The 21,401-nt window shown below is 63.1% G+C and carries 18 protein-coding genes; 12 read left to right on the forward strand and 6 right to left on the reverse strand.

Annotation, left to right across the window (positions count from 1 at the left end):
- Window positions 1-11: 11 nt before the first annotated feature.
- The gene (gene gatA / locus R3C13_RS09755) at window positions 12-1,484 is read right to left on the reverse strand and encodes an Asp-tRNA(Asn)/Glu-tRNA(Gln) amidotransferase subunit GatA (protein WP_371310629.1); all 1,473 of its coding nucleotides are present in this window, start codon (window positions 1,482-1,484) and stop codon (window positions 12-14) included.
- A gap of 142 nt (window positions 1,485-1,626) precedes the next feature.
- Between gatA and R3C13_RS09760 the strand changes: the two genes are divergently transcribed.
- Entirely contained in the window at window positions 1,627-2,097 is a 471-nt protein-coding gene (locus tag R3C13_RS09760; protein WP_371310630.1) for a DUF6491 family protein, read from the forward strand.
- Between the two features lie 35 nt (window positions 2,098-2,132).
- Window positions 2,133-2,516, forward strand: coding sequence for an SET domain-containing protein (locus R3C13_RS09765; protein ID WP_371310631.1), 384 nt, complete (start codon window positions 2,133-2,135; stop codon window positions 2,514-2,516).
- 3 nt (window positions 2,517-2,519) lie between these two features.
- Here the strand turns inward: R3C13_RS09765 and gatC are convergent, their stop codons facing one another.
- Window positions 2,520-2,807: an Asp-tRNA(Asn)/Glu-tRNA(Gln) amidotransferase subunit GatC gene (gene gatC, locus R3C13_RS09770; protein ID WP_371310632.1), complete on the reverse strand. Its 288-nt coding sequence runs from the start codon at window positions 2,805-2,807 to the stop codon at window positions 2,520-2,522.
- Between the two features lie 74 nt (window positions 2,808-2,881).
- On the opposite strand from gatC, the gene ruvX reads away from it, so the two are divergent.
- From ruvX to rsmA, 10 genes are all read left to right on the forward strand, one after another.
- Window positions 2,882-3,340, forward strand: a complete 459-nt coding sequence (ruvX, locus tag R3C13_RS09775) for a Holliday junction resolvase RuvX (protein ID WP_371310633.1) — start codon at window positions 2,882-2,884, stop codon at window positions 3,338-3,340.
- Complete coding sequence (locus R3C13_RS09780) at window positions 3,337-4,272, forward strand: AEC family transporter (RefSeq protein WP_371310634.1); 936 nt, start codon at window positions 3,337-3,339, stop codon at window positions 4,270-4,272. Before ruvX ends, R3C13_RS09780 begins: the two co-directional genes overlap by 4 nt.
- Before the next feature lie 47 nt (window positions 4,273-4,319).
- Entirely contained in the window at window positions 4,320-5,267 is a 948-nt protein-coding gene (locus R3C13_RS09785) for an aspartate carbamoyltransferase catalytic subunit (protein WP_371310635.1), read from the forward strand.
- Entirely contained in the window at window positions 5,264-6,547 is a 1,284-nt protein-coding gene (locus R3C13_RS09790) for an amidohydrolase family protein (RefSeq protein ID WP_371310636.1), read from the forward strand. The genes R3C13_RS09785 and R3C13_RS09790 overlap by 4 nt, the downstream gene beginning before the upstream one ends.
- A gap of 59 nt (window positions 6,548-6,606) precedes the next feature.
- Window positions 6,607-7,233 (forward strand): glycerol-3-phosphate 1-O-acyltransferase PlsY, encoded by a 627-nt coding sequence (gene plsY / locus R3C13_RS09795; RefSeq protein ID WP_371310637.1) that lies wholly within the window; start codon window positions 6,607-6,609, stop codon window positions 7,231-7,233.
- The gene (dprA, locus tag R3C13_RS09800) at window positions 7,230-8,327 is read left to right on the forward strand and encodes a DNA-processing protein DprA (protein WP_371310638.1); all 1,098 of its coding nucleotides are present in this window, start codon (window positions 7,230-7,232) and stop codon (window positions 8,325-8,327) included. Before plsY ends, dprA begins: the two co-directional genes overlap by 4 nt.
- A 156-nt stretch (window positions 8,328-8,483) precedes the next feature.
- Window positions 8,484-10,670: an LPS-assembly protein LptD gene (locus R3C13_RS09805; RefSeq protein ID WP_371310639.1), complete on the forward strand. Its 2,187-nt coding sequence runs from the start codon at window positions 8,484-8,486 to the stop codon at window positions 10,668-10,670.
- A 149-nt stretch (window positions 10,671-10,819) separates the two neighbouring features.
- Window positions 10,820-12,073, forward strand: coding sequence for a SurA N-terminal domain-containing protein (locus R3C13_RS09810; RefSeq protein ID WP_371310640.1), 1,254 nt, complete (start codon window positions 10,820-10,822; stop codon window positions 12,071-12,073).
- Window positions 12,074-12,111: 38 nt separating this feature from the next.
- Window positions 12,112-13,116: a 4-hydroxythreonine-4-phosphate dehydrogenase PdxA gene (gene pdxA, locus R3C13_RS09815; protein ID WP_371310641.1), complete on the forward strand. Its 1,005-nt coding sequence runs from the start codon at window positions 12,112-12,114 to the stop codon at window positions 13,114-13,116.
- On the forward strand, window positions 13,113-13,949 hold the full coding sequence (gene rsmA, locus R3C13_RS09820) for a 16S rRNA (adenine(1518)-N(6)/adenine(1519)-N(6))-dimethyltransferase RsmA (RefSeq protein WP_371310642.1): 837 nt from the start codon (window positions 13,113-13,115) through the stop codon (window positions 13,947-13,949). The genes pdxA and rsmA overlap by 4 nt, the downstream gene beginning before the upstream one ends.
- 49 nt (window positions 13,950-13,998) lie before the next feature.
- On the opposite strand, the gene katG is transcribed toward rsmA, so the two are convergent.
- The 4 genes from katG to R3C13_RS09840 all read right to left on the reverse strand — a co-directional run bounded on the left by katG (window position 13,999) and on the right by R3C13_RS09840 (window position 21,383).
- A complete protein-coding gene (gene katG, locus R3C13_RS09825; protein ID WP_371310643.1) occupies window positions 13,999-16,164 on the reverse strand; it encodes a catalase/peroxidase HPI in 2,166 nt (721 codons plus the stop codon).
- A gap of 257 nt (window positions 16,165-16,421) precedes the next feature.
- A complete protein-coding gene (locus tag R3C13_RS09830) occupies window positions 16,422-18,575 on the reverse strand; it encodes a sodium-translocating pyrophosphatase (RefSeq protein WP_371310644.1) in 2,154 nt (717 codons plus the stop codon).
- A gap of 145 nt (window positions 18,576-18,720) precedes the next feature.
- Window positions 18,721-19,659 (reverse strand): thiamine-phosphate kinase, encoded by a 939-nt coding sequence (gene thiL / locus R3C13_RS09835; RefSeq protein ID WP_371310645.1) that lies wholly within the window; start codon window positions 19,657-19,659, stop codon window positions 18,721-18,723.
- Window positions 19,659-21,383 carry an amidohydrolase gene (locus R3C13_RS09840; protein WP_371310646.1) on the reverse strand — a complete coding sequence of 575 codons (1,725 nt, stop codon included), beginning with the start codon at window positions 21,381-21,383 and terminating at the stop codon, window positions 19,659-19,661. Before R3C13_RS09840 ends, thiL begins: the two co-directional genes overlap by 1 nt.
- Window positions 21,384-21,401: the final 18 nt, after the last annotated feature.

Consider the following 21,401-nt stretch of genomic DNA (forward strand, 5'->3'; position numbering starts at 1 on the left):
TGCGCCAGAGCCTACCACCACTTCTCCGGCTTGGCCACGAACCCGGCCGCACGCTCCAGTTCGCCGCCGACGCGGAAACACGCCGTTTCATCGAGCGCCTTGCCGATGACCTGCAGCCCGAGCGGCAGGCCGCTTTCGGAAAGACCCGCGGGCACCGAAATGCCCGGCAGGCCGGCGAGATTCGCCGTAACCGTGAACACGTCGTTGAGGTACATTTCGACCGGATCGCCACTCTTCTCGCCGAACGCGAAGGCCGGAGAGGGACAGGTCGGCGTCAGCACAGCATCACAGGTCTCGAAGGCCGTGATGAAGTCCTGCAGGATGCGGGTACGGACCTTCTGTGCCCGGAGGTAGTAGGCGTCATAATAGCCCGACGAGAGCACATAGGTGCCGATCATCAGGCGGCGCTGCACTTCCTTGCCGAAGCCGCCCGCGCGGGTCGCTTCGTATGTACCAGTGAGGTTGTCGCCGTCCACGCGTGCGCCATAGCGCATACCGTCATAGCGCGCGAGGTTCGAAGAGGCTTCGGCTGGGGCCACGATGTAATAGGCCGGCAGGGCATATTTGGTGTGCGGCAGGCTGATCTCGACGATTTCCGCACCCGCCGCCTTCAGCCAGGTGATCCCCTGCTGCCACAGCGCATCGATTTCGTCGGACATGCCGTCGACCCGGTATTCCTTCGGAATGCCGATCCGCATGCCTTTCACGCCCTTGGTCACATCGGCGCGCCAGTCCGGCGTTTCGATCGGGAGCGACGTTGAATCCTTCGGGTCATGGCTGCACATGACTTCGAGAAGGATGGCGCTGTCCTCGACCGTCTTGGCGATCGGGCCTGCCTGGTCGAGCGACGAGGCGAACGCCACCATGCCCCAGCGGCTGGCGCGGCCATAGGTCGGCTTGATGCCGACGGTGCCCGTGAACGCCGCCGGCTGGCGGATGGAGCCGCCTGTGTCGGATGCCGTCGCAGCGAGGCAGAGATCACCCGAAACCGCTGCGGCCGAACCGCCCGAGGAACCGCCCGGCGTCAGCCCCTGATTGTCGCCCTTGCGACGCCAGGGATTGGTTGGCGGCCCGAAGCGTGACGTCTCGTTCGACGAGCCCATGGCAAACTCGTCCATGTTCAGCTTGCCGAGCATGACAGCGCCTGCGTCCCAAAGGTTCTGGGTCACGGTCGACTCATAGGTCGGCGTGAATTCGCCGAGGATGCCGCTGCATGCCGTCGTGCGCACGCCCTTGGTGCAATAAAGATCCTTGATGCCGAGCGGCGCGCCTTCCAGCTTCCCGCCCTCTCCCTTCGCCAGCCGCGCATCGGAGGCATCGGCCATCGCCAGCGCCTTTTCCGGCGTTTCCACGACATAGGCGTTCAGCACGCGGGCCGCTTCCATGGCCTGCAGGAAAGCACTCGTGATTTCACGTGAGGAAAACGACTTCGCCTTCAGCCCGTCGAGAGCGTCAGCAAGCGTCAGTTTCGTCAGATCGGTCATGTCGGGCGGTCTCCGGGGATTTCTGCCCGCCTGCTATGACGGCTTGGGGCGAAAGTTCAAGTGTCTGTGATAGTGCTTGTCAGGCTCGTGTCAGCTCTCCACAACAGGTTCAGGTCAGGATTATTGCTGAGAGGAGAAGGCCATGCGCCTCAGTCTTACACTAGCTGCCGCCTGCGTCGCCCTTGCGGGCTGCACATCCACCGCCGCCGCCGGCGACAAGCCTTCAAATGCCCGCGGTGTTGAAAAGTTCGCTGATGACCCGCGCCTTGGCGAAGAGGTCAAGCAGCTGTGCTTTGCCTCCGCGATCGACAGCTTCGGAAACACGACCCGTGACACGTTGACCGTCCGCGAAGGCGGCGATCACTACCTGATCACCGTGTTCCCGGGCTGCACCAATCTGGACGTGGCACAATCGGTTGCCCTTGAATCCCGCACAAGCTGCCTCTCGGCAGGTGATCACATCGTTGTTTCGGATTCGATGATGCCGTCGGTTCACGATCGGCAAGATCCCTTCGCGTTCCAGCGCTGCACGGTCAATGGCATCTACAAATGGGATCCGAAGGCCGAAAAAGCCCCGGCCGGCGAAGAAACTCCCGCCGACGAAGAATCCTGATGGCAGCCGTTTTCGGGGCGTGGTAGATCGCTGCCATGCCCCCGAAAATCCATGCCTCGTCAGTCGAGGTAAAGAATTCTCCCCTGCACGGCCGCGGCTTGTACGCGGCGGAGCCGTTCCGGAAAGGCCGGCTGATAGGCACCTATCCGCTCCTCATCCTCAACCCTGAAGACACCAAGCGCCTGAAGAAGACGCGGCTCTATCACTATGTCTTCTATGTCGATGAAAATGAGACGGGCGCGATGCGTTCAGCTGTCGCCTTCGGCATGATCTCGATGTGCAATCACAGCCGCACCCCCAACGCGTCCTTCACGGTCGATGCGGCGAATGCGGTCGTCAAGCTGAAGGCCAGCCGCGCCATCAAGGCGGGCGAGGAAATCCTGATCGATTATGAGGACTTTGCCGACGAGGCGATCTGACGCCTATTCCACCGACTTCGGCACGACGAAGAATCCGTCTTCCGTGCGCGGCGCATTGGCCAGAACCTGGTCCTGGATGTTGCCGTCGGTCACCACGTCATCCCGCATGGGCAGTTTCGCCTCGACCACGGACGTCATCGGCTCCACATCGGAGACGTCGACCTCGTTCAGCTGGTCGATCCAGCCGAGAATTCCGTTCAGCTCACCCACCATCTCGTCCAGCCGCTCTTCCGAGACGGCAATGCGCGAGAGGCGCGCAACCTTGCGGACATCTTCCTTGGTGACACTCATCGGACTCTCCGGAACTGCTGGCGGTCCGAATACGCCATAGGCAACGCCCCATCAAGGCGCTATGTGGGCTGCCCATGCCAGTCGTTGACGCCGCCGATTTCCCCGCAAAAGGCCGTTTGCTCGGACTTGATCCGGGAACGAAGACGATCGGCGTCGCCTCCTGCGATGCCCTGCGCATGATCGCGAGCCCTGTCGAGACCATTCCGAAAGGCCGCAAACTGGCGCCGGTGCTGGAGCGCCTGTTCGCCCTTTATGATGAACGCGGCGCCGTCGGCCTCGTCATGGGCCTGCCGCTCAACATGGATGGGACGGAAGGCCCCCGCGCCCAATCCGTCCGGGCGCTCGCCTGGAACATCCTGAAGCATCGCGACGTGCCCATCCTGTTCGAGGATGAAAGGCTTTCGACCGTCGAAGCCGAATGGGTCATGCGCGACGCCGACCTTTCAAGGAAACGCCGCGCCGAACGGATTGATGCATCCGCCGCCGCCGTCATCCTCAAATCGGCACTTGAACGGCTGGGCCGCCCCGCATGAGCGGTTTCATCTATGCCCTCCTTCCAGTCATCGCGATATCGACCCTCGGCCACATCCTGTCGATCCGGCGCTGGATCCCGGCTGAAAGCTGGCGCGCCATCGAGCGCCTGTCCTTCCTGATCCTCCTGCCGGCTCTCGTCGTCCGGACCCTTGCAAATGCGCCGTTTGAAACCGCGCCGTGGCGCCTCGCCAGCGCGCTGATCCTGGCCCAGTTTGCCCTGGCCGGTGTCGGCTGGCTCGCCCGCTACCTGCCCGGATTGCAACGTCCCGCCATCGGATCGATCATCCAGTCGAATGTGCGCTGGAACACCATGATCGGCCTCTCCATCGGCGGCCTCCTGTTCGGTCAGGACGGCCTCGCCCTCGTCGCCATTGCCGCCGCCGCAATGATCCCGACCGCCAACATCATCAGCGTCTACGGCCTCGTCGCCCATGCCGATCACCCGACCGGCAAGCGACCCAAGCCCATCCTTGCATTGGTCCAGAACCCCATCGTTATCGCCTGCATCGTCGGTCTCGTGCTCGCGGGAGGCAATATCGAGCTTCCGGATCTCCTCGATGATTGCCTGAAGATTCTGGGCGACGCCGCCCTGGCCCTTGGCCTCCTGTCAGCCGGCGCCGGGGTCGACCTGTCGGCCCTGCGCCGGGCGGGCCCGCGCACTTTTACATGGGCCACGATCCGGCTGATCGGTCTTCCGGCCTTCGCGGTTGTCTTTTGCCTCGCCCTCGGTGTGACCGGTATTCCGCTGTTGATTGCCGTCATCTGCGCTTCGACGCCAACAGCCACCTCGTCCTACATCCTCGCCAAGGAACTTGGCGGCGACGCCCCCCTTGCAGCCAATCTTCTTGCCGTGGAAACCGTGCTCGCCATGGCCACCATGCCGCTCCTCTATTTCGCCGTGCAGCTGCTGCCAGCCGCAGCCGGGGCTTGAAGGCGCGCGGAAACGCGCCTAAACCGCCAAAAATCGAAAGGGCCACCATGGCAAAGGCGGCATACCACTACAGTTTCGACCATGAGCATCTGCTCAGTATCGATGGCCTTTCCCCTTTTGACATCACCCACATTCTGGACCTCGCCGATCAGTACGCCGAAGCCACGCGCGCCGGCCAGCGGCCCGATCTGGTCCTGACCGGCAAGACTGTCGTCAATCTCTTCTTCGAGAACTCGACCCGCACGATGAGCAGTTTCGAGATCGCGGCCCGGCGCCTCGGGGCAGATGTCGTTTCCATGCCGGTCGCCAATTCCAGCGTAAAGAAGGGCGAAACCCTCATCGACACGGCGATGACGCTGAACGCCATGAAGCCGGACGTGCTGGTGGTCCGCCACTCCGCGTCAGGCGGCCCGAAGCTCCTCTCGCGCAAGGTCGATTGCGCGGTGGTCAATGCGGGCGACGGAACGCACGAACACCCCACCCAGGGCCTGCTCGACACACTCACCATCCGCCGGGCCAAAGGCCGGATCGAAGGCCTGAAAGTCGTCATCTGCGGAGACATCGCGCATTCGCGCGTCGCCCGCTCGACCACGCTCGCCCTGCATCTGCTTGGCGCCGAGGTACACCTTTGCGCGCCCAAAACACTCCTGCCCCCCGGAACGGAAACCTGGGGCGCCGCCAGCGCAACCACTGATTTCGGGGCCGCACTGGCAGGCGCGGATGTCGTGATGATGCTCCGCCTCCAGCTTGAGCGCATGGATGGCGCCTTCCTGCCCAGCCGGCGCGAATACTTCCGCTATTTCGGCCTGACGCAGGAACGCCTTGCACTCGCGAAGCCGGACGCCATCGTGATGCATCCCGGCCCGATGAACCGCGGTATCGAGATCGAAAGCGCCATCGCCGATGGCGAGCGCTCTGTCATCACGGAGCAGGTCGAAATGGGGGTCGCCGTCCGCGAAGCCGTCCTCCACCTTCTCGCAGGAGGCCGCGCATGAGCCTTGCGATCCACAATGCGCGCCTGCTCGACCCGGCAACGGGGCTCGACGCATTTGGCGCCCTTCTGATCGAAGGCGGCGTCATCCGCGAAGTGTCGCCCGAAGGCGCGCCGCCCGCCGAAACGGTCGTCGACGCTGGAGGCCTCTGCCTTGCGCCGGGCCTTGTCGATCTGCGCGTCAAGACCGGCGAACCGGGTGACGAGCAGAAGGAAACCCTCGCCACAGCGTCGCGGTCCGCGGTTGCCGGCGGCATCACCAGCTTCGTCGTTATGCCGGACACAAGGCCGGTCGTCGACGACATCGCCCTCGTCCGCTTCATCGCCGACCGGGCCGAAGCCAGCGCCAGCGCCCGCATCTATCCCGCCGGCGCCCTCACCACCGGGCTCCGCGGCGAAGCCATGGCCGAGATCGGCCTGATGGCCGAGGAAGGCGCCGTATTGTTCACCAATGGCGACCTGCCCGTTGCCAACGCCTCTCTGATGAAGCGCGCGATGGCCTACGCCGCCAGCCGCAACGCCACCATCATGTCCCGCCCGGACGAGCGCGCGCTGGCAGGCTCCGGCGTGATGAATGCCGGCGCCCTCGCAGCCCGCCTCGGCCTGTCCGGCATTCCGGTGGAGGCCGAGTGGATCGGCGCCATGCGCGACACCGCGCTGGCGGAGGCCACCGGATGCACCCTGATCCTGGATCAGGTCTCGACGCCCCGCACGCTGGAAATCGCCGCCGCTGCCCGCGCGCGCGGCGCAAAGGTCTTCACGACGGCCGCGGCGCATTCCCTGTTCTTCAACGAACGCGACGTCGGCGACTATCTCACTTATTGCAAGGTGAACCCGCCCTTCCGTGATGAAGACACGCGCCAGGGCCTGATCGCCGCGCTGAAGCGCGGAGAGATCGACGCCATCGTCTCGGCGCACGACCCCCAGCCGCCCGAAGAAAAGCGCCTGCCCTTCGGCGAAGCGGCTTTCGGGGCCGCAGGCCTCGAAACCGTGTTGCCCGCACTGCTCAGCCTGGTCCATGACGGCCCGCTGACGCTTCTGGACGCGCTCGCGCCCGTTACGTGCCGTCCTGCCGACATGATCGGTAAGCCTCAGGGACGCCTCGCGAAAGGCGCTCCGGCCGACTTCATCCTGTTCGATCCGGGCAAGCCCTGGCTCTGCGAGCGCGAGCATTTGCGCTCCCGCTCGACCAATTCGCCGTTTGACGGCCGCCGCCTTCAAGGCCGCGTGCTGCGCACTTTCGTTGCTGGCGAGCAGGTGTTTGCCCATGAGAGCCTCGCCTGATCAGGCTTGCTCCTGTGTCCTGCACTGCCTACGAGTAATTTGTGTATCCGGAGTCAATTATGGCCACCTTTCTAGTCATGCTGATGGCAGTCATTGTGGGCTATCTGGCCGGGTCTATCCCCTTCGGCCTGCTCATCACGAAGGCCGCCGGGCTGGGTGACATTCGCCAGATCGGCTCCGGCAATATCGGCGCAACGAATGTGCTGCGCACCGGCCGCAAGGATCTCGCCCTTGCGACGCTGATCCTCGACAGCTTCAAGGCCGGCTTCGCCGCGCTGGCCTTCAAGCTCCTCGGCGGACCTGAAATCGGCCTTCTCGCCGGCGCCTCTGCGTTCATTGGCCATTGCTATCCCGTCTGGCTGAACTTCAAGGGCGGCAAAGGGATCGCAACCTATGCCGGGCTCCTTCCCTTCGTGTCGCTCCCGGCCTTCTCTGTCGCCGCGCCTGTCTGGCTTGGGCTGTTCGCCGCCACCCGTATCTCGTCTCTCGCTGCGCTCACTGCGGCCGTCCTCGTTCCACCGGGCACCTTCATCGTCGAGTCGCTGCTTCACCAGCCTCATAACTGGTACGTCCTTGGCGGCCTCACCCTGCTTTCAGCCTTCGTGTTCTGGACCCATCGGGCCAATCTTGCGCGGTTACTGCAAGGCACTGAACCGCGCTTCGGCGCCGCCAAGCCCAAAACATGAGCGCTGACGCTGCGCGCCTCGACTGGCTTCGCCTCGCGCGCACGCCCGGCATTGGCCCGGTCTCTTTCTTCCAACTCCTGCACCGCTACAAGACCGCCACATCGGCCCTCGCCGCCCTGCCTGAGCTTTCCGGCCGCTCCCGGCGGGCGCAGCCCATGGCGGCCCCATCGCGCGACGAAGCGGCAGCAGAGCTGAAAGCCACGGAACGCTACGGCGCGCGCATCGTCCTCAGCAGCGAGCCTGACTACCCGCCGCTTCTGAAGGCTCTCGGCCCGCCGCCGCCCGTCCTGACCCTTTTAGGAAAAGCAGATCTTGCGGCCCGCCCGACCATTGCTCTTGTGGGTTCCCGCAACGCTTCGGCCGCCGGGCGAAAAATCGCCCGCGACATGGCATCGGAACTCGGACGCAACGGCTTTACAGTGGTCTCCGGCCTTGCCCTCGGGATCGACGGCGAAGCCCACGCCGCCAGCCTCCAGACCGGTACAATCGCCGTCCTCGGCGGCGCCGTAGACCATGTCTATCCCCCCCAGCACCAACGCCTCTATGCCGAAATCGCTGCATCCGGCCTGATCGTTTCGGAAAGCCCGTTCGGCTATCGCGCGAAAGCCCAGGATTTTCCGCGCCGCAACCGCATCATCACGGGCGTGTCGCTCGGTGTGGTCGTGATTGAGGCTGCGGAGCGCTCAGGTTCGCTGATTTCGGCCCGCGTGGCCGGTGAACAGGGCCGCGAGGTCATGGCCGTACCGGGCTCTCCCCTCGATCCGAGGGCCGCCGGCACAAACGGCCTTTTGCACCAGGGCGCCACGCTGGTGCGGCACGCTCAGGACGTCCTTGATGTGCTGTCATCGCTGCACACTCAGGGATTTTCGGCCCCCGATGCGACACCCTTCGAATTCGACCCTTCCGGCGACGAACCCGACGCGTCCGAACTGGCGCGCGTGCGGGATGCCCTGTCGCCTCATCCCATGCCCATGGACGAAATCGCCCGCGCCGCGGGCCTCACCGCTGCGCGATGCGCCGTTGTGCTGCTGGAGCTGGAGATCGCCGGCGAAGCGTCGACGCTTCCCGGCGGTCTCGCGGCCCGCGCGTTCTGACATGTGACCCCGCTGCACCGGCCTGAACGTGAATATCCCGCAAGCCGCCTTCTGCGTCTGGACGCTTGGAAAGTTCGCCCTTAAGCCTCGTCAGAGAGGATTCACGCCATATTTCGCTGTTGCCCCACGCTGCAGCCGTAACCGAGGTAGCCTGACTTGGCCAACTGGTATCACTACGCAGCAGCCTTAGGACTTGCCGCGGCCCAGTCGTTCGCCGCGGCGGCTCAGGAAACGGCGGCCCCGACGATCGGTCCTGCGTCGCAGGAACAGGTCATCCTTGAAGCGGATTATGTCTACGAGATCCGCGACGAAAACCTGATCGTCGCCGAAGGCAATGTCGAAGCCCTCTATGATGGCCGCACCCTGCGGGCCGACCGGCTGGTCTATAACCGGGCGACCGAGCGTGTCCGGGCCACCGGAAATGTCGTCATCATCGAATCGGACGGGACGCAGCAATTCTCCGATGAAGTCGAAGTCGGCTCGAACCTGTCCGACGGCTATGCCATCGGCTATTCGGCCCGCCTCGCCGGGGGCGCGACCGTCGTTGCCAACTCCGCCATCCGCCAGTCCAATGGCATCAATGCCATGGACCAGGTCGTCTATACGGCCTGCCCCATCTGCGCTGAAGACGTAACACCCACTTGGTCGCTCCGGGCTCGTCGCGCCGTGCTGGACCAGGAGTCCCAGATGATTTCCTACCGCGATGCGGTTCTGGAAGTCATGGGTCTGCCGGTGTTCTACTTTCCCTTCCTTGCGCATCCGGACCCGTCATCCGATCGGCGTTCGGGTTTGCTGATCCCATCCGCCGGCGTTTCGTCCAAGCTGGGCCTGTTCTACCAGCAGCCCTACTACTGGGCCATTTCGGAACATTCAGATCTCACAATCTCGCCGCTGATCACCGAAAATGTGAATCCGATGATGGAGCTCGATTACCGCAAGCGGTTCTACTCCGGCTCGATCGACATCAATACAAGCTTCACGCACGAAGCCGATTTCGACACCAACGGAGACCGCTTCGGCGACGAGAAATGGCGCGGGCACCTCTACGGTTCCGGCCGCTTTGCCCTTTCGCCGGAATGGCAGTGGGGCTTTGGCGTCGAAACCCAGACGGACGATCTCTATGACCGTCGATATGACATCAGCGGACAGGGTGAACGGCGCGGCATCTATGTCAGCCAGCCGCGGCGATTGCTGTCTCAACTCTATGCGGTCGGCCAGGGCGATAGCTATTATTCCGACGTATCGCTGCTCTCCTTCCAGGGTCTTCGGGCCGGCGACACCGACGGCAGCCTGCCGACCGTCACGCCGCTCTTCTTTGGCGAGAAATACTGGGATCTTGGCAATTTCGGCTTTGCCAGCGTCAATGCATCGACCGCAATTCTTACGCGTGATGTTGGCGAAGACAGCCAGCGCGTCAGCGTCGGTGCCGACTGGTCGGACCTGAACATCCTTCCTGGAGGGTTCACCTTTGAACCCTTCGCGGAATTGCGGGCGGACTATTACGCGCTCGACGCCCAGTACGCCGGACAGGATAATGTGTCGCGCGTCGTAGGTAACACCGGAGCTCGTCTGTCATACCCGATGGTTCGTCCTGGCAAGGTCGTGGACATCTCAATTGAGCCAACGCTGATGGCGGCGTGGGGATTCTCAAATATCAACGACCCGGTCATCCCCAACGAAGATTCCCTGCTGTTCGAAGCCGATGAGTCCCTGCTTTTTGAGCCAAGCGCAACGACTGGATTTGATCTCTATGAAGGCGACGGGAAGCTTTCCGCCGGTCTTACGGCGCGGGCTGTATGGAAAAATGGGGTAGAGCTGTCCACCACCGTCGGACGCCGCTGGCGCTCGCGGCCGGACGCGGCATTCAACGCGGTATCCAATCTCGACGGCACATCTTCCGACTGGGTGGTCTCCAATTCAGCTGACTTCGGCCGGCCCCTGCGCATCGAAACCCGCATGCGCCTTGACGAAGACGGTTTCAGCCTCAACCGTATCGACGCCCGCTTCTCGACGAATTTCAAGCGCCTGCGGGCGACCGGCCAGTACTATAAGATCGACCAGCGGATCAGCCCGCTGGGCCGTGACGATGAGGGCATTTTCCTGCGGGGCGAAGTCCGCGTCACCGACCGGTATTCGCTGATCTACGGCGAACTCCGGGACATTGCAGAAGATATCGACGCCCGGAAGGAAATCGGGATCGCTTATGAGGATGAGTGTTCGCGGCTGGAACTCGTTTATTCCCGATCGGAAATCCGCGACCGTACGCTGGGCCCTTCTGAAAACATCCAGATCCGTTTCTCTCTGAAAACGCTTGGAGAATTCGGGTCCAACGAATTCGACTGATTCGCAGTCATTGCCCACAAATCGCCGCCTTGCCTAAATATCCGTAAGAATTCAGGGCTGACTGCGGGCCTTCATTGCACGACAGCGCAAGATTTGTATGGTCCGTTTCAATCATGTGTCTGCACACGCAGACCTTCTGGAGACGCTCGATGGTTCGTAACATCCTGGCTGCCGCAACCGTTTTGGCTTTCTCGGCCACCGGCATTTCCGCAAGCATTGCTTCTGCCCAGGAAATCACGGCCGATCGCCTTCCGCTCGAGGGCGTGGCAGCCATCGTCAATGACAGCGTCATTTCCTTTTCAGATGTGCGCCAGCGGGCCCGCCTGCTCCTGATGAGCCTTGGCGGCCAACAGGCATCGCAGGAACAGGTCCAGCAGATCACGGGCCAGGCCCTCGAGCAACTGATCGATGAACGCCTCCAGCTGGACAAGGCGGCGGAATATGAACTTGTAATCGATGCCGATGAGATTGACGCCGCCATCAATGACATGGCCGCACAATCCGGCGCTGACGCCCAGACGCTGCGTTCGGAACTGATCCGCGCCGGGGTGAACCCTGCCAGCCTCGAAGAGCAGATGCGGGCCGAGATCGCCTGGCAGCGCGTAATGACGGGCCTTTACGGCTCCCGCATCCGGATTTCCGAGAACCAGGTGGATGATCAGATCGACCGCCTGCGCGCCGCTTCGAAAAAGACCCAGTATCGCGTCTCGGAGATCTTCCTGTTTGCCCCTGATGAGGACACCAGGGAACAGGCCGCCCAGGCGGCGAATTCCATTGCGGAACAGCTGCGCGCCGGCGCCGACTTCCGCGTTGCTGCTCAACGCCTGTCTTCCGCACCGACGGCCGCGACCGGCGGCGACATGGGCTGGATTTCAATTGACGACCTCTCGCCGGAACTCGCCCCCGCCGTTGAGGCTGCTCCTGGCCCTGGCCTGCTAGACCCGATCCCGGTCGAAAACGGCGTTTACCTCCTGTTTGTCGCGGCCAAGCGCGAGCCTGCGGCTGCCGTTACCAAGGTTGACCTCATCCGGTTGGTCACCCAGGGCGCGAGCGATGCGCCACTGATCGCGGCCATGGACCGTATCAATTCCTGTGATGATGTGCAGACCGTCGCCAACACCACTCAGGATGTGCGTGCCCAGCCTCTGGACGACATCGACGTTGCCGAGCTCGGTCCGGAGGGCAAATCCCTTGTCGAGGCTGCTGAAATCGGCAAACCGACGCCAATCTTCGCCGCCGGCAGAGGCCTTGCGACCATGTATGTCTGCCGCCGCGAAGAAGGCGCCGAAGCGATCCCGTCCCGCGAAGACCTGAAGCAGAACCTGAAAGGCCAGGAACTGAACATGATCTCGGAGCGCGAGCTGCGGAACCTGCGGCGCGAAGCGACCATCCTGTACCGCTGAGGCTTGCCTAAGAGCCGAATTGGCGCGAAACCGCGCGCGTGACCACACCCACGCTGCCTCCGCTTGCCATGACCATGGGCGACCCCGCCGGGGTCGGACCCGCCATCACGGCTGCAACCTGGCGAGAGCTCAGGAGCGATCCGGGCCTTGCCTTCTACGTGATCGGTGCGCCGACGCTCTACCAGTCAGCCTGCCCTGTGCACGAAATTGCCTCACCAGCCGAGGCCGCGGCGATATTCTCAGAGGCCCTGCCAGTCCTTCCGGTCGGGCCACTTCCGGATGTTACTCCCGGCCAGCCCAACGTTGACACAGCACCAGCGATCATCTCGGCAATCGGATCCGGCGTTGCCCATTGCCTTGATGGACGCGCAGCAGGGCTCGTGACCAACCCCATCAACAAGTCCCTTCTCTATGGCGCGGGCTTCCGCCATCCGGGTCACACGGAATACATTGCCGACCTATGCGCGGCAGCGACAGGCAAACCCCTTCGTCCGGTGATGATGCTTATCGGCGGGGGGCTGAGGGTAGCACTTGCGACGATCCACCAATCGCTCTCCAGCGTACCCGCGTCGCTTGAAACCAATGCGCTCGTCGAGCTCGGCGAGATTGTGCATGCTGCCCTCATTGCAGATTTCGGCATCTCCGAACCTCGTATCGCCTTCACCGGGCTCAACCCCCATGCTGGTGAAGGGGGCGCCATGGGCCATGAGGAAATCGATATCATCAATCCCGCAGCGAACATCCTCCGCCAGCGGAACATCCTGATGTCAGACGCCCGCGCAGCTGACACCGTCTTCGCGGAGGCTCTTTCCGGCGCGTTCGATGCGGTCATCGCCATGACCCATGACCAGGGCCTGATCCCGGTGAAAACGCTGGACATCTGGGGCGGTGTGAACATGACGCTTGGCCTTCCCATCGTCCGTACCAGCCCCGACCATGGCACGGGCTATGACGCGGCAGCATCGGGCAATACCCATGCCGGCAGCCTGATTGCAGCGGTGCGCGCCGCGTCTTCGGTCGCCCGCACAAGGAACAAATTATGACCGACGCAGAAGATCCTGAGCTGACACAAGCCCCCGCCCGAAAGGCGCTTGGCCAGCACTTCCTGTTCGACCCCAGCATCCTGCATCGCGCAGCGTTGGCTGCCGGCCCCGTCGAAGGACGGACTGTAATCGAAGTCGGCCCCGGCCCCGGCGGCCTGACGCGCGCAATCCTGAAGGAAGGCGCCGCAAAACTGATCGCGGTGGAGGCGGACCCGCGCTTCGCATCGGCACTTCTGGAATGGCCCGAAGCGAAAGACGGCCGGCTCGTCGTCATCGAAAAGGATGCGCGCAAGGTGCGGTGGGAGAAAGTGCTTGAGGAACATGGCGCATCAACCCCTGCCATGATCGTCGCCAACCTGCCCTACAATGTCGGAACCGTCCTGCTGATCGACTGGCTGAAAGCCGGTGCCTGGCGCGGAGAGATGGCGCTCATGTTCCAGAAGGAAGTCGCCCAGCGCATCTGCGCGGCGCCGGATACCGAACATTATGGCCGCCTCGCCGTTCTGGCGCATGCCATCACGAAGCCGCACATCGCCTTCACCCTGCCGCCCGGCGCCTTCAAGCCGCCGCCCAAGGTCGATAGCGCCGTTGCAGTCCTTCATCCGCTGCCGGACGATCAGCGGTTCCAACATATCGACAAGCTGGAACAGGTTGCCGGCGCTGCTTTCGGGCAGCGCCGCAAGATGCTGCGTGCGGCGCTCAAGCCCTTCGCGAAGCGCCATGGCCTGAAGGCAGAGGAATGGCTGGAAGGGCTTGGCATAGACCCGACCGCCCGCGCAGAGACCCTGACGCAGGACGAATTCCGCCGCATGGCGGCCTCTATTGCCAATTGAAACGGGGCTCCGATTTCCCGGAGCCCCGCATCATCGATACCGGCGAAGACTAGTTCAGATCGAACCGGTCCGCATTCATGACTTTCGCCCAGGCAGCCACGAAGTCCTTGACGAACTTCTCCTTGGCGTCGTCCTGAGCGTAGACTTCTGCATAGGCGCGCAGGATCGAGTTCGAACCGAACACGAGGTCTGCACGGGTCGCCGTGAACTTCGTCGCGCCGCTCTTGCGGTCGACGATGTCATAGACGTTCGAGCCCTTCGGCACCCACTTGTAGGCCATGTCGGTCAGCGTGACGAAAAAGTCGTTCGTCAGCGCACCCACTTTGTCCGTGAACACACCATGCTTGGTGCCGCCATGATTGGTGCCGAGCACGCGCATGCCGCCGAGCAGGACGGTCATTTCCGGTCCCGTCAGGCCCATCAGCTGGGCGCGGTCGAGCAGCAGCTCTTCAGGGCTCACCGCATAGTCCTTCTTGACCCAGTTACGGAAGCCGTCGGCCAGCGGCTCAAGAACGGCGAACGAGTCAGCATCGGTCATCTCGGCGGTCGCATCGCCGCGGCCCGGCGAGAACGGAACCGTCACAGTTACGCCAGCAGCCTTCGCAGCCTGCTCGACACCGACATTGCCCGCCAGCACGATCACGTCAGCAACGCTTGCACCGGCTTCCTTCGCAATACCTTCCAGAACGCCGAGCACTTTGGCGAGGCGGGCGGGCTCATTGCCTTCCCAGTCCTTCTGCGGAGCCAGGCGGATGCGGGCGCCATTGGCCCCGCCACGCATGTCAGAGCCGCGATAGGTGCGGGCGCTGTCCCAGGCCGTCGACACCATGTCAGAGATCGACAGATCGCTTGCGGCAATCTTCTTCTTTACGGCGTCGACATCGTACTGGGTGCTGCCGGCCGGAACCGGATCCTGCCAGATGAGGTCTTCCTTCGGCACATCCGGGCCAACCCAGCGGGCTTTCGGGCCCATGTCGCGGTGCGTCAGCTTGAACCAGGCGCGGGCGAAGCAGTCGTCGAAATAGGCCGGATCTGCCATGAATTTCTGGCAGATCGCGTTGTAGATCGGGTCCACCTTCATCGCCATGTCGGCATCGGTCATGACCGGCATGACGCGCTTGGTCGGATCGGAGGAGTCGACCGGCATGTCTTCTTCCTTGATGCCAACCGGCTTCCACTGGTTCGCACCGGCGGGCGACTTGGTCTTTTCCCATTCATAGCCGAACAGCAGCTTGAAATAGCCCATGTCCCACTTGGTCGGGTTCGTCGTCCAGGCGCCTTCGACGCCGGACGTGACGGCGAGGTCAGCCTTGCCGTTCATGTTCGGGTTCAGCCAGCCGAAGCCCTGGTCTTCGATGGCGCCGCCTTCCGGCGCCGGGCTGAGCGCGCCCGCGTCGCCATTGCCATGCGCCTTGCCGACCGTATGGCCACCACAGGTCAGTGCTGCGGTTTCTTCGTCGTCCATCGCCATGCGGGCGAAGGTTTCACGAACCTCCAGCGCAGTCTTTGCCGGATCGAGAACGCCCTGCACGCCTTCCGGATTGACGTAGATGAGGCCCATCTGTACCGCGGCGAGCGGGTTTTCAAGCGAGTCTGCCTGCGCGTTGTCTTCGTAGCGGTCGCGGCCCAGCCATTCCTTCTCGGCGCCCCAATAGGTGTCGATTTCTGGATGCCAGATGTCCGGACGGCCGAACGCGAAGCCATAGGTCTTCAGGCCCATGGATTCATAGGCGATCGTACCCGACAGGACGATCAGGTCGGCCCACGAGATCTTGTTGCCGTACTTCTTCTTGATCGGCCACAGCAGGCGGCGCGCCTTGTCGAGGTTGCCGTTATCCGGCCAGGAGTTCAGCGGTGCAAAACGGATGTTGCCGGCGCCGCCGCCACCGCGGCCATCAGCCAGACGGTAGGAACCTGCCGAGTGCCAGGCGAGACGGATCATCAGACCGCCGTAATGGCCATAGTCCGCCGGCCACCATTCCTGGCTGTCGGTCATCAGCGCGGTCAGGTCTTTCTTCAGCGCCGCGAAGTCGAGCTTCTTTACTTCCTTGCTATAGTCAAAATCGGGCCCAAGCGGGTTCGTCTTGGTGTCGTGCTGGTGAAGGATGTCGAGGTTCAACGCGTTCGGCCACCAATCCATCACCGTGCGGCCAACAGCGGTCATACTGCCATGCATCACGGGGCACTTGCCGCCACCCATATCGTTTCCGTCCATGTCTTTCTCCGATCAAGACTACAGTTATCGTCAGTGAGTTCTAAATAACGCAGGGATTTCCGCCGAGGCTCGCCTGAGGGGCGAGCGCCCCTCGACGACTGCCTCATGTCTTAGTGCTCGCACCTTACGCGAGTCTGGAACATAGGACCAATTGATTGCGGGGATAATTGATATAGATTTTATCTATACTTTCATCGGAACATAAAAAAAGCCCCGGCACTTTCGCACCGGGGCTCTCATTCTTGGTCATGGCCGTCTTAGTGGCCGGCGAGGACCGCCAGCAGCAACAGGGCCACGATGTTCGTGATCTTGATCATCGGGTTCACGGCCGGACCCGCAGTGTCCTTGTAGGGGTCACCGACAGTGTCACCGGTCACGGCAGCCTTGTGGGCTTCAGAGCCCTTGCCGCCATGATGGCCGTCTTCGATGTACTTCTTGGCGTTGTCCCATGCACCGCCGCCCGAAGTCATCGAGATGGCAACGAACAAGCCCGTCACGATCACGCCCAGCAGCATTGCGCCGACGGCTGCCAGGGCAGCCCCCTTGCCCGCGATCAGCATGATCACGCCGAACAGCACGACCGGCGACAGAACCGGCAGCAGCGACGGCACGATCATTTCCTTGATCGCTGCCTGCGTCAGCAGGTCAACCGCGCGGCCATAGTCCGGCTTCACCTCGCCTTTCATAATGCCCGGCATTTCGCGGAACTGGCGGCGGACTTCCTCCACCACAGCCTGCGCTGCGCGGCCCACGGCCATCATCGACATGCCGCCGAACAGGAACGGCAGCAGGCCGCCGAACAGCAGGCCGACCACGACATATGGGTTGGCAATCGAGAAATCGACCGTCACGCCGTAGAAGAATGTGCCTTCCGCGGCGCGGGCCGAGAAGTATTTGAGGTCTTCCGAATAGGCTGCGAACAGCACAAGCGCGCCGAGACCGGCAGAGCCAATGGCGTAGCCTTTGGTCACGGCTTTCGTGGTGTTGCCGACCGCGTCCAGCGCATCGGTTGTATTGCGGACTTCCGAAGGAAGCTCCGCCATTTCCGCGATGCCGCCGGCATTGTCCGTCACCGGGCCGAAAGCGTCGAGCGCAACGATCATGCCTGCCAGCGCAAGCATCGTGGTCGTCGCAATCGCGACGCCATAGAGACCGGCGAGGTTGTAGGTGGCAATGATGCCAGCGATGATCGTCAGGGCCGGAAGCGCCGTCGATTCAAGCGACACAGCGAGGCCCTGGATGACGTTCGTGCCGTGGCCGGACTCGGACGCCTTCGCGACCGAGCGCACAGGACGATACTTTGTCTCCGTATAGTATGCCGTGATGACCACGATCAGGCCCGTCACGATGAGGCCCAGAAGGCCGCACAGGAACAGGTCCATCCCCGTGATATCGCCGGTGATGCCGAGCGCCGCTCCTGCGCCATCCATCACGCCGAAGCCGTTTGGCAGCACCGAACCGATCGCCAGCGCGAGGCCGCCGATCGACAGCACGCCCGTCACGATCAGGCCCTTGTAGAGCGCGCCCATGACGTCCGTCTTGCCGGGGCCGAGGTTCACGAAGAAAGTGCCGATGATCGAGGTGATGATGCAAATGCCGCTGATCGCGAGCGGCAGGATCATCAACTCGTTGATGAAGTTCGAATCTGCGAAATAGATCGCACCGAGAACCATGGTCGCAACCAACGTCACCGCATAGGTCTCGAACAGGTCGGCCGCCATGCCGGCACAGTCGCCGACATTGTCGCCGACATTATCGGCGATCGTGGCTGCGTTCCGCGGATCATCTTCCGGAATGCCGGCTTCCACCTTGCCCACCATGTCACCGCCGACGTCCGCACCCTTGGTGAAGATGCCGCCGCCGAGACGGGCGAAGATCGAGATCAGCGAGGCGCCGAAGCCGAGAGCCACCATCGAGTCGATGATCTGGCGCTTTTCGTCCTCGACCTTGATGTCGAGGCCGAGCGCCATGGTCAGGATGCCGTAATATACGACGATACCGATCAGCGCGAGGCCGACCACGAGCAGGCCAGTGATCGCGCCCGACTTGAACGCCATCTTGAGGCCTTCATTGAGGCCCGATTTCGCGGCTTCCGTCGTGCGCACGTTTGCCTGCACCGACACTTTCATGCCGATGAAGCCGGCCGCGCCGGACAGGACTGCACCGATGATGAAGCCGACCGGCGCCTGCCAGTTGCGGAATGCAATGGCGAGGGCGATGACGACAATCACGCCGACAATGGCGATGGTCTTGTACTGACGGCCCAGATAGGCATTGGCGCCTTCCTGGATGGCCGCCGCGATTTCGCGCATGCGCGCATCGCCTGACGGTGCCTTCATGATCGAATTGATCTGAAGCCAGCCGAACAGGACCGATACAACGCCCGCTCCGAGAGCGAGATAATACCACATGGGTTGTGTTTCCTTCCCTAAGCCTGCGCGGGCCGGATCTTAGGTCCAACCCGCCAAAACTGCCTTTTTATGGGGCCACCCCTGCCACTCATGCACGGAAGGCGCAATGTGCCTCTCGTTTCAAGCGAGTCAGCCCGGACCCAACTTATCCATGCTCGAAACCCAATGTTTCCGGAAGGTTAACGAGCGTGCCGCCGGACATGACGGTCAGGCCATGCCCCGACTGAAATGAGCCGATTCTCGTGATTTTGATGCCAGATTCCGACGCTTCCTGGCTGATCAGGCTCGCGGAGGTGGGCGGCGCAGCCATCAGCACCTGATAATCGTCGCCCCATGTCGCAAGCTGTAGCATTTCCTTCAGATCCGGCTCCCCGCCTGCAAACGGAACCCGGTCGAGGTCGATATGAACGGCAAGGCCCGACGCCTCGGCGAGCTGGCGGGCATCACCGAGTAACCCGTCCGACACGTCCATGGACGCCGCCGCATGATCGCGGACGAGGCCTGCGATGCTCTCTGGCGGCAGACGCAGCTCCTGGTAGGCATCGACAAACGGATTCGCCCCGTCCCCGGCCTGAAGCGCCCGGAAGCCGAGGCAGGCGGCGCCGATGTCGCCACTGACCCAGAGTTCATCACCATCCCGCGCCCCTTGTCTCCGGATCGGGCCGCGCGCACCGCACATGCCAGTCAGGGCCAGCGACAGAAACAGGCCTCCGGGGCTGGCCGTGGTATCACCGCCGACCAGCCTCGCGCCCCAGGCTTCCAGCTCCTCCGCCAGTGCGTCGGCGAACAGCGCAAGCTCCCCTTCGCTGCGTCCTTCCGGCCAGCCGAGCGTCAGAAGCGCCTCACTCGGCGCCGCGCCCTTTGCCAGAATGTCTGAGACGTTCACGCGCACCAGTTTGCGCGCCACGGACGAAATCGGATCGGAGGTTAGGAAATGGACGCCCTCAACCAGCGCGTCGACCGTCGCAACCAATGCCCGGCTGGCGTCACACGTCAGCACACAGACATCATCCTTCAGCCCCGCCGCGCCGTCAGACGCGGCCGCCGGCGCAAAGTATCTGGCGATCCAGTCGCGTTCCGCCATCAGCCGCCATCGATGGGGCGTTTGACGCCGCCCAGCACCACACCCCAGACCGGTATATTCTCCCAGTCTTCCGGTGCTGTCTCCAGCGGGTCGCTTTCAAGGATGGTCAGGTCAGCCTTCTTGGCCGGCGCGATCGACCCGAGTTCTCCCTCAAGTCCCAGCACCTTCGCCGCATCAAGCGTGATCGCTTCCAGCGCCTGATAGGGGCTCAGCGCCATCTCAGCCACATATGTCCCGCCTTCGCGCGTCGCCCGCGTGACCTGCACGCTTGCGGCCCGCAATGGCAGCGGTGGCGCCAGCGGCGCATCGGAATGCACCGCCACGGGCACGCCCGCCGCTGTCAGCCCGCCCAGCGGCGTAATCCACCGCGCCCGCGGCTGCCGGAGCGGTCCGGCATAGGCCTCGCCGAGATAGAAAACATAATGGCTCGCCGCCGAAACCTGCGCACCCAATTCGCCTGCGCGGGCAACCTGCTCGGGTGAGAAGAGGCCGCCATGCTCTATCGTGAACGTGTTATCGGCCAGCGTCTTGCCCAGTGCTTCGAGTGCATCCAGCGTAGCGGTCTGCGCCGCGTCGCCATTGGAGTGGATGTTGATGCCCAAGCCTGCGTCCCAATAGGGCTGCATGGTCGGCACCAGTTCCTCCGGCGGGATCACCCAAAGGCCATGCGTGCCCTCCGACTGGCCAGCCAGATAGCCGGGGTCCGACAGGCGCATCGTCTGGCTGTAATAGGCCGCATCGGTGAAGAACTTGACCCGTGGCAACACCGGCGCAGCCGCCGGAATGGCCCCGCGATACATGTCCAGCACCGCCTTCACGCGCCCATCGCCGAACTCGCGCTGCAGCATCCGGTACTCCGGCACAAGGTACATGCGAAAGCCGGCATGCTCCATGTTCTGCCATGTTGCGCGGATCGCCTGATCCTCCAGTTGGAGCCCGAACACGCCATACGCAAGGTCCGCCGTGGTCGTGACGCCGGATTTCGCGAGGATCTCGCGATAGGCCTCGAACCCGGCCACAAGGTGTTCGGGCGAAAGGAAGGTCTCGTGGAACGCCTGCAGCACCACGAAGGCGGCATCCTCGTATATCCGGCCAGTCAGGTCGCCATGATCGTCAAGGTCGACGCCGTGATAGGTCTCAGCGAGCGCGGGTGCCAGGTTCGCCTGAGCAAGGGCCGCATTGTTCAGGTAAAAATCATGCCCCGAAAAATGCCAGAGGATCAGCGGCCTCTCCGGCGACAGCGCGCTCAGCAAGTGGCGGTCCACATCCCCATGCACGAGGTTGTGATAGCCATAGATCACAATCGGCCCATCGCCTGGAGCCGTCGCCACGATGTCTGTAACGGCCGCCCGGAATGCCTCAGGCGTCCCATAGCCCTCCTTCATCCCGTCAGGTGTCGCCATCGGCCACGGCGCAACCATCGGGAAGCTGTAGAGCATCGCGCCCAGCGTCACATGCGCATGCGGGTCGATAAAGCCAGGCAGGATCACCTTGTCCGCAAACGTCTCGTCGACGGTCGCCCCCCGGAAATCCTTTTTCATGGTTTTGAGGCGACCCGCCCCGATGATCATATCGCCCTGAACGACCACTGCTTCCGCGACCGAGCCCTCACCATTCATGGTGATGACTTTGCCCGGATAGATGATTGCGTCGCTATACTCTCCACCGCTGCCACCGCACGCGGTCAGCAGCAGGCCAAGGGCGCCAAATGCCAGTTTTTTCATCGCTGGTGTCCTCCACGA

Origin of the sequence: Hyphomonas sp., from assembly GCF_041398385.1 — a bacterium.
Classification (GTDB): domain Bacteria; phylum Pseudomonadota; class Alphaproteobacteria; order Caulobacterales; family Hyphomonadaceae; genus Hyphomonas.

Bases quoted from the DNA above. Each gene is read 5' to 3' on its own strand.
- gatA (WP_371310629.1), bottom strand. From the start codon at position 1,484: ATGACCGATCTGACGAAACTGACGCTTGCTGACGCTCTCGACGGGCTG.
- R3C13_RS09760 (WP_371310630.1), top strand. From the start codon at position 1,627: ATGCGCCTCAGTCTTACACTAGCTGCCGCCTGCGTCGCCCTTGCGGGC.
- R3C13_RS09765 (WP_371310631.1), top strand. From the start codon at position 2,133: ATGCCCCCGAAAATCCATGCCTCGTCAGTCGAGGTAAAGAATTCTCCC.
- gatC (WP_371310632.1), bottom strand. From the start codon at position 2,807: ATGAGTGTCACCAAGGAAGATGTCCGCAAGGTTGCGCGCCTCTCGCGC.
- ruvX (WP_371310633.1), top strand. From the start codon at position 2,882: ATGCCAGTCGTTGACGCCGCCGATTTCCCCGCAAAAGGCCGTTTGCTC.
- R3C13_RS09780 (WP_371310634.1), top strand. From the start codon at position 3,337: ATGAGCGGTTTCATCTATGCCCTCCTTCCAGTCATCGCGATATCGACC.
- R3C13_RS09785 (WP_371310635.1), top strand. From the start codon at position 4,320: ATGGCAAAGGCGGCATACCACTACAGTTTCGACCATGAGCATCTGCTC.
- R3C13_RS09790 (WP_371310636.1), top strand. From the start codon at position 5,264: ATGAGCCTTGCGATCCACAATGCGCGCCTGCTCGACCCGGCAACGGGG.
- plsY (WP_371310637.1), top strand. From the start codon at position 6,607: ATGGCCACCTTTCTAGTCATGCTGATGGCAGTCATTGTGGGCTATCTG.
- dprA (WP_371310638.1), top strand. From the start codon at position 7,230: ATGAGCGCTGACGCTGCGCGCCTCGACTGGCTTCGCCTCGCGCGCACG.
- R3C13_RS09810 (WP_371310640.1), top strand. From the start codon at position 10,820: ATGGTTCGTAACATCCTGGCTGCCGCAACCGTTTTGGCTTTCTCGGCC.
- rsmA (WP_371310642.1), top strand. From the start codon at position 13,113: ATGACCGACGCAGAAGATCCTGAGCTGACACAAGCCCCCGCCCGAAAG.
- katG (WP_371310643.1), bottom strand. From the start codon at position 16,164: ATGGACGGAAACGATATGGGTGGCGGCAAGTGCCCCGTGATGCATGGC.
- R3C13_RS09830 (WP_371310644.1), bottom strand. From the start codon at position 18,575: ATGTGGTATTATCTCGCTCTCGGAGCGGGCGTTGTATCGGTCCTGTTC.
- thiL (WP_371310645.1), bottom strand. From the start codon at position 19,659: ATGGCGGAACGCGACTGGATCGCCAGATACTTTGCGCCGGCGGCCGCG.
- R3C13_RS09840 (WP_371310646.1), bottom strand. From the start codon at position 21,383: ATGAAAAAACTGGCATTTGGCGCCCTTGGCCTGCTGCTGACCGCGTGC.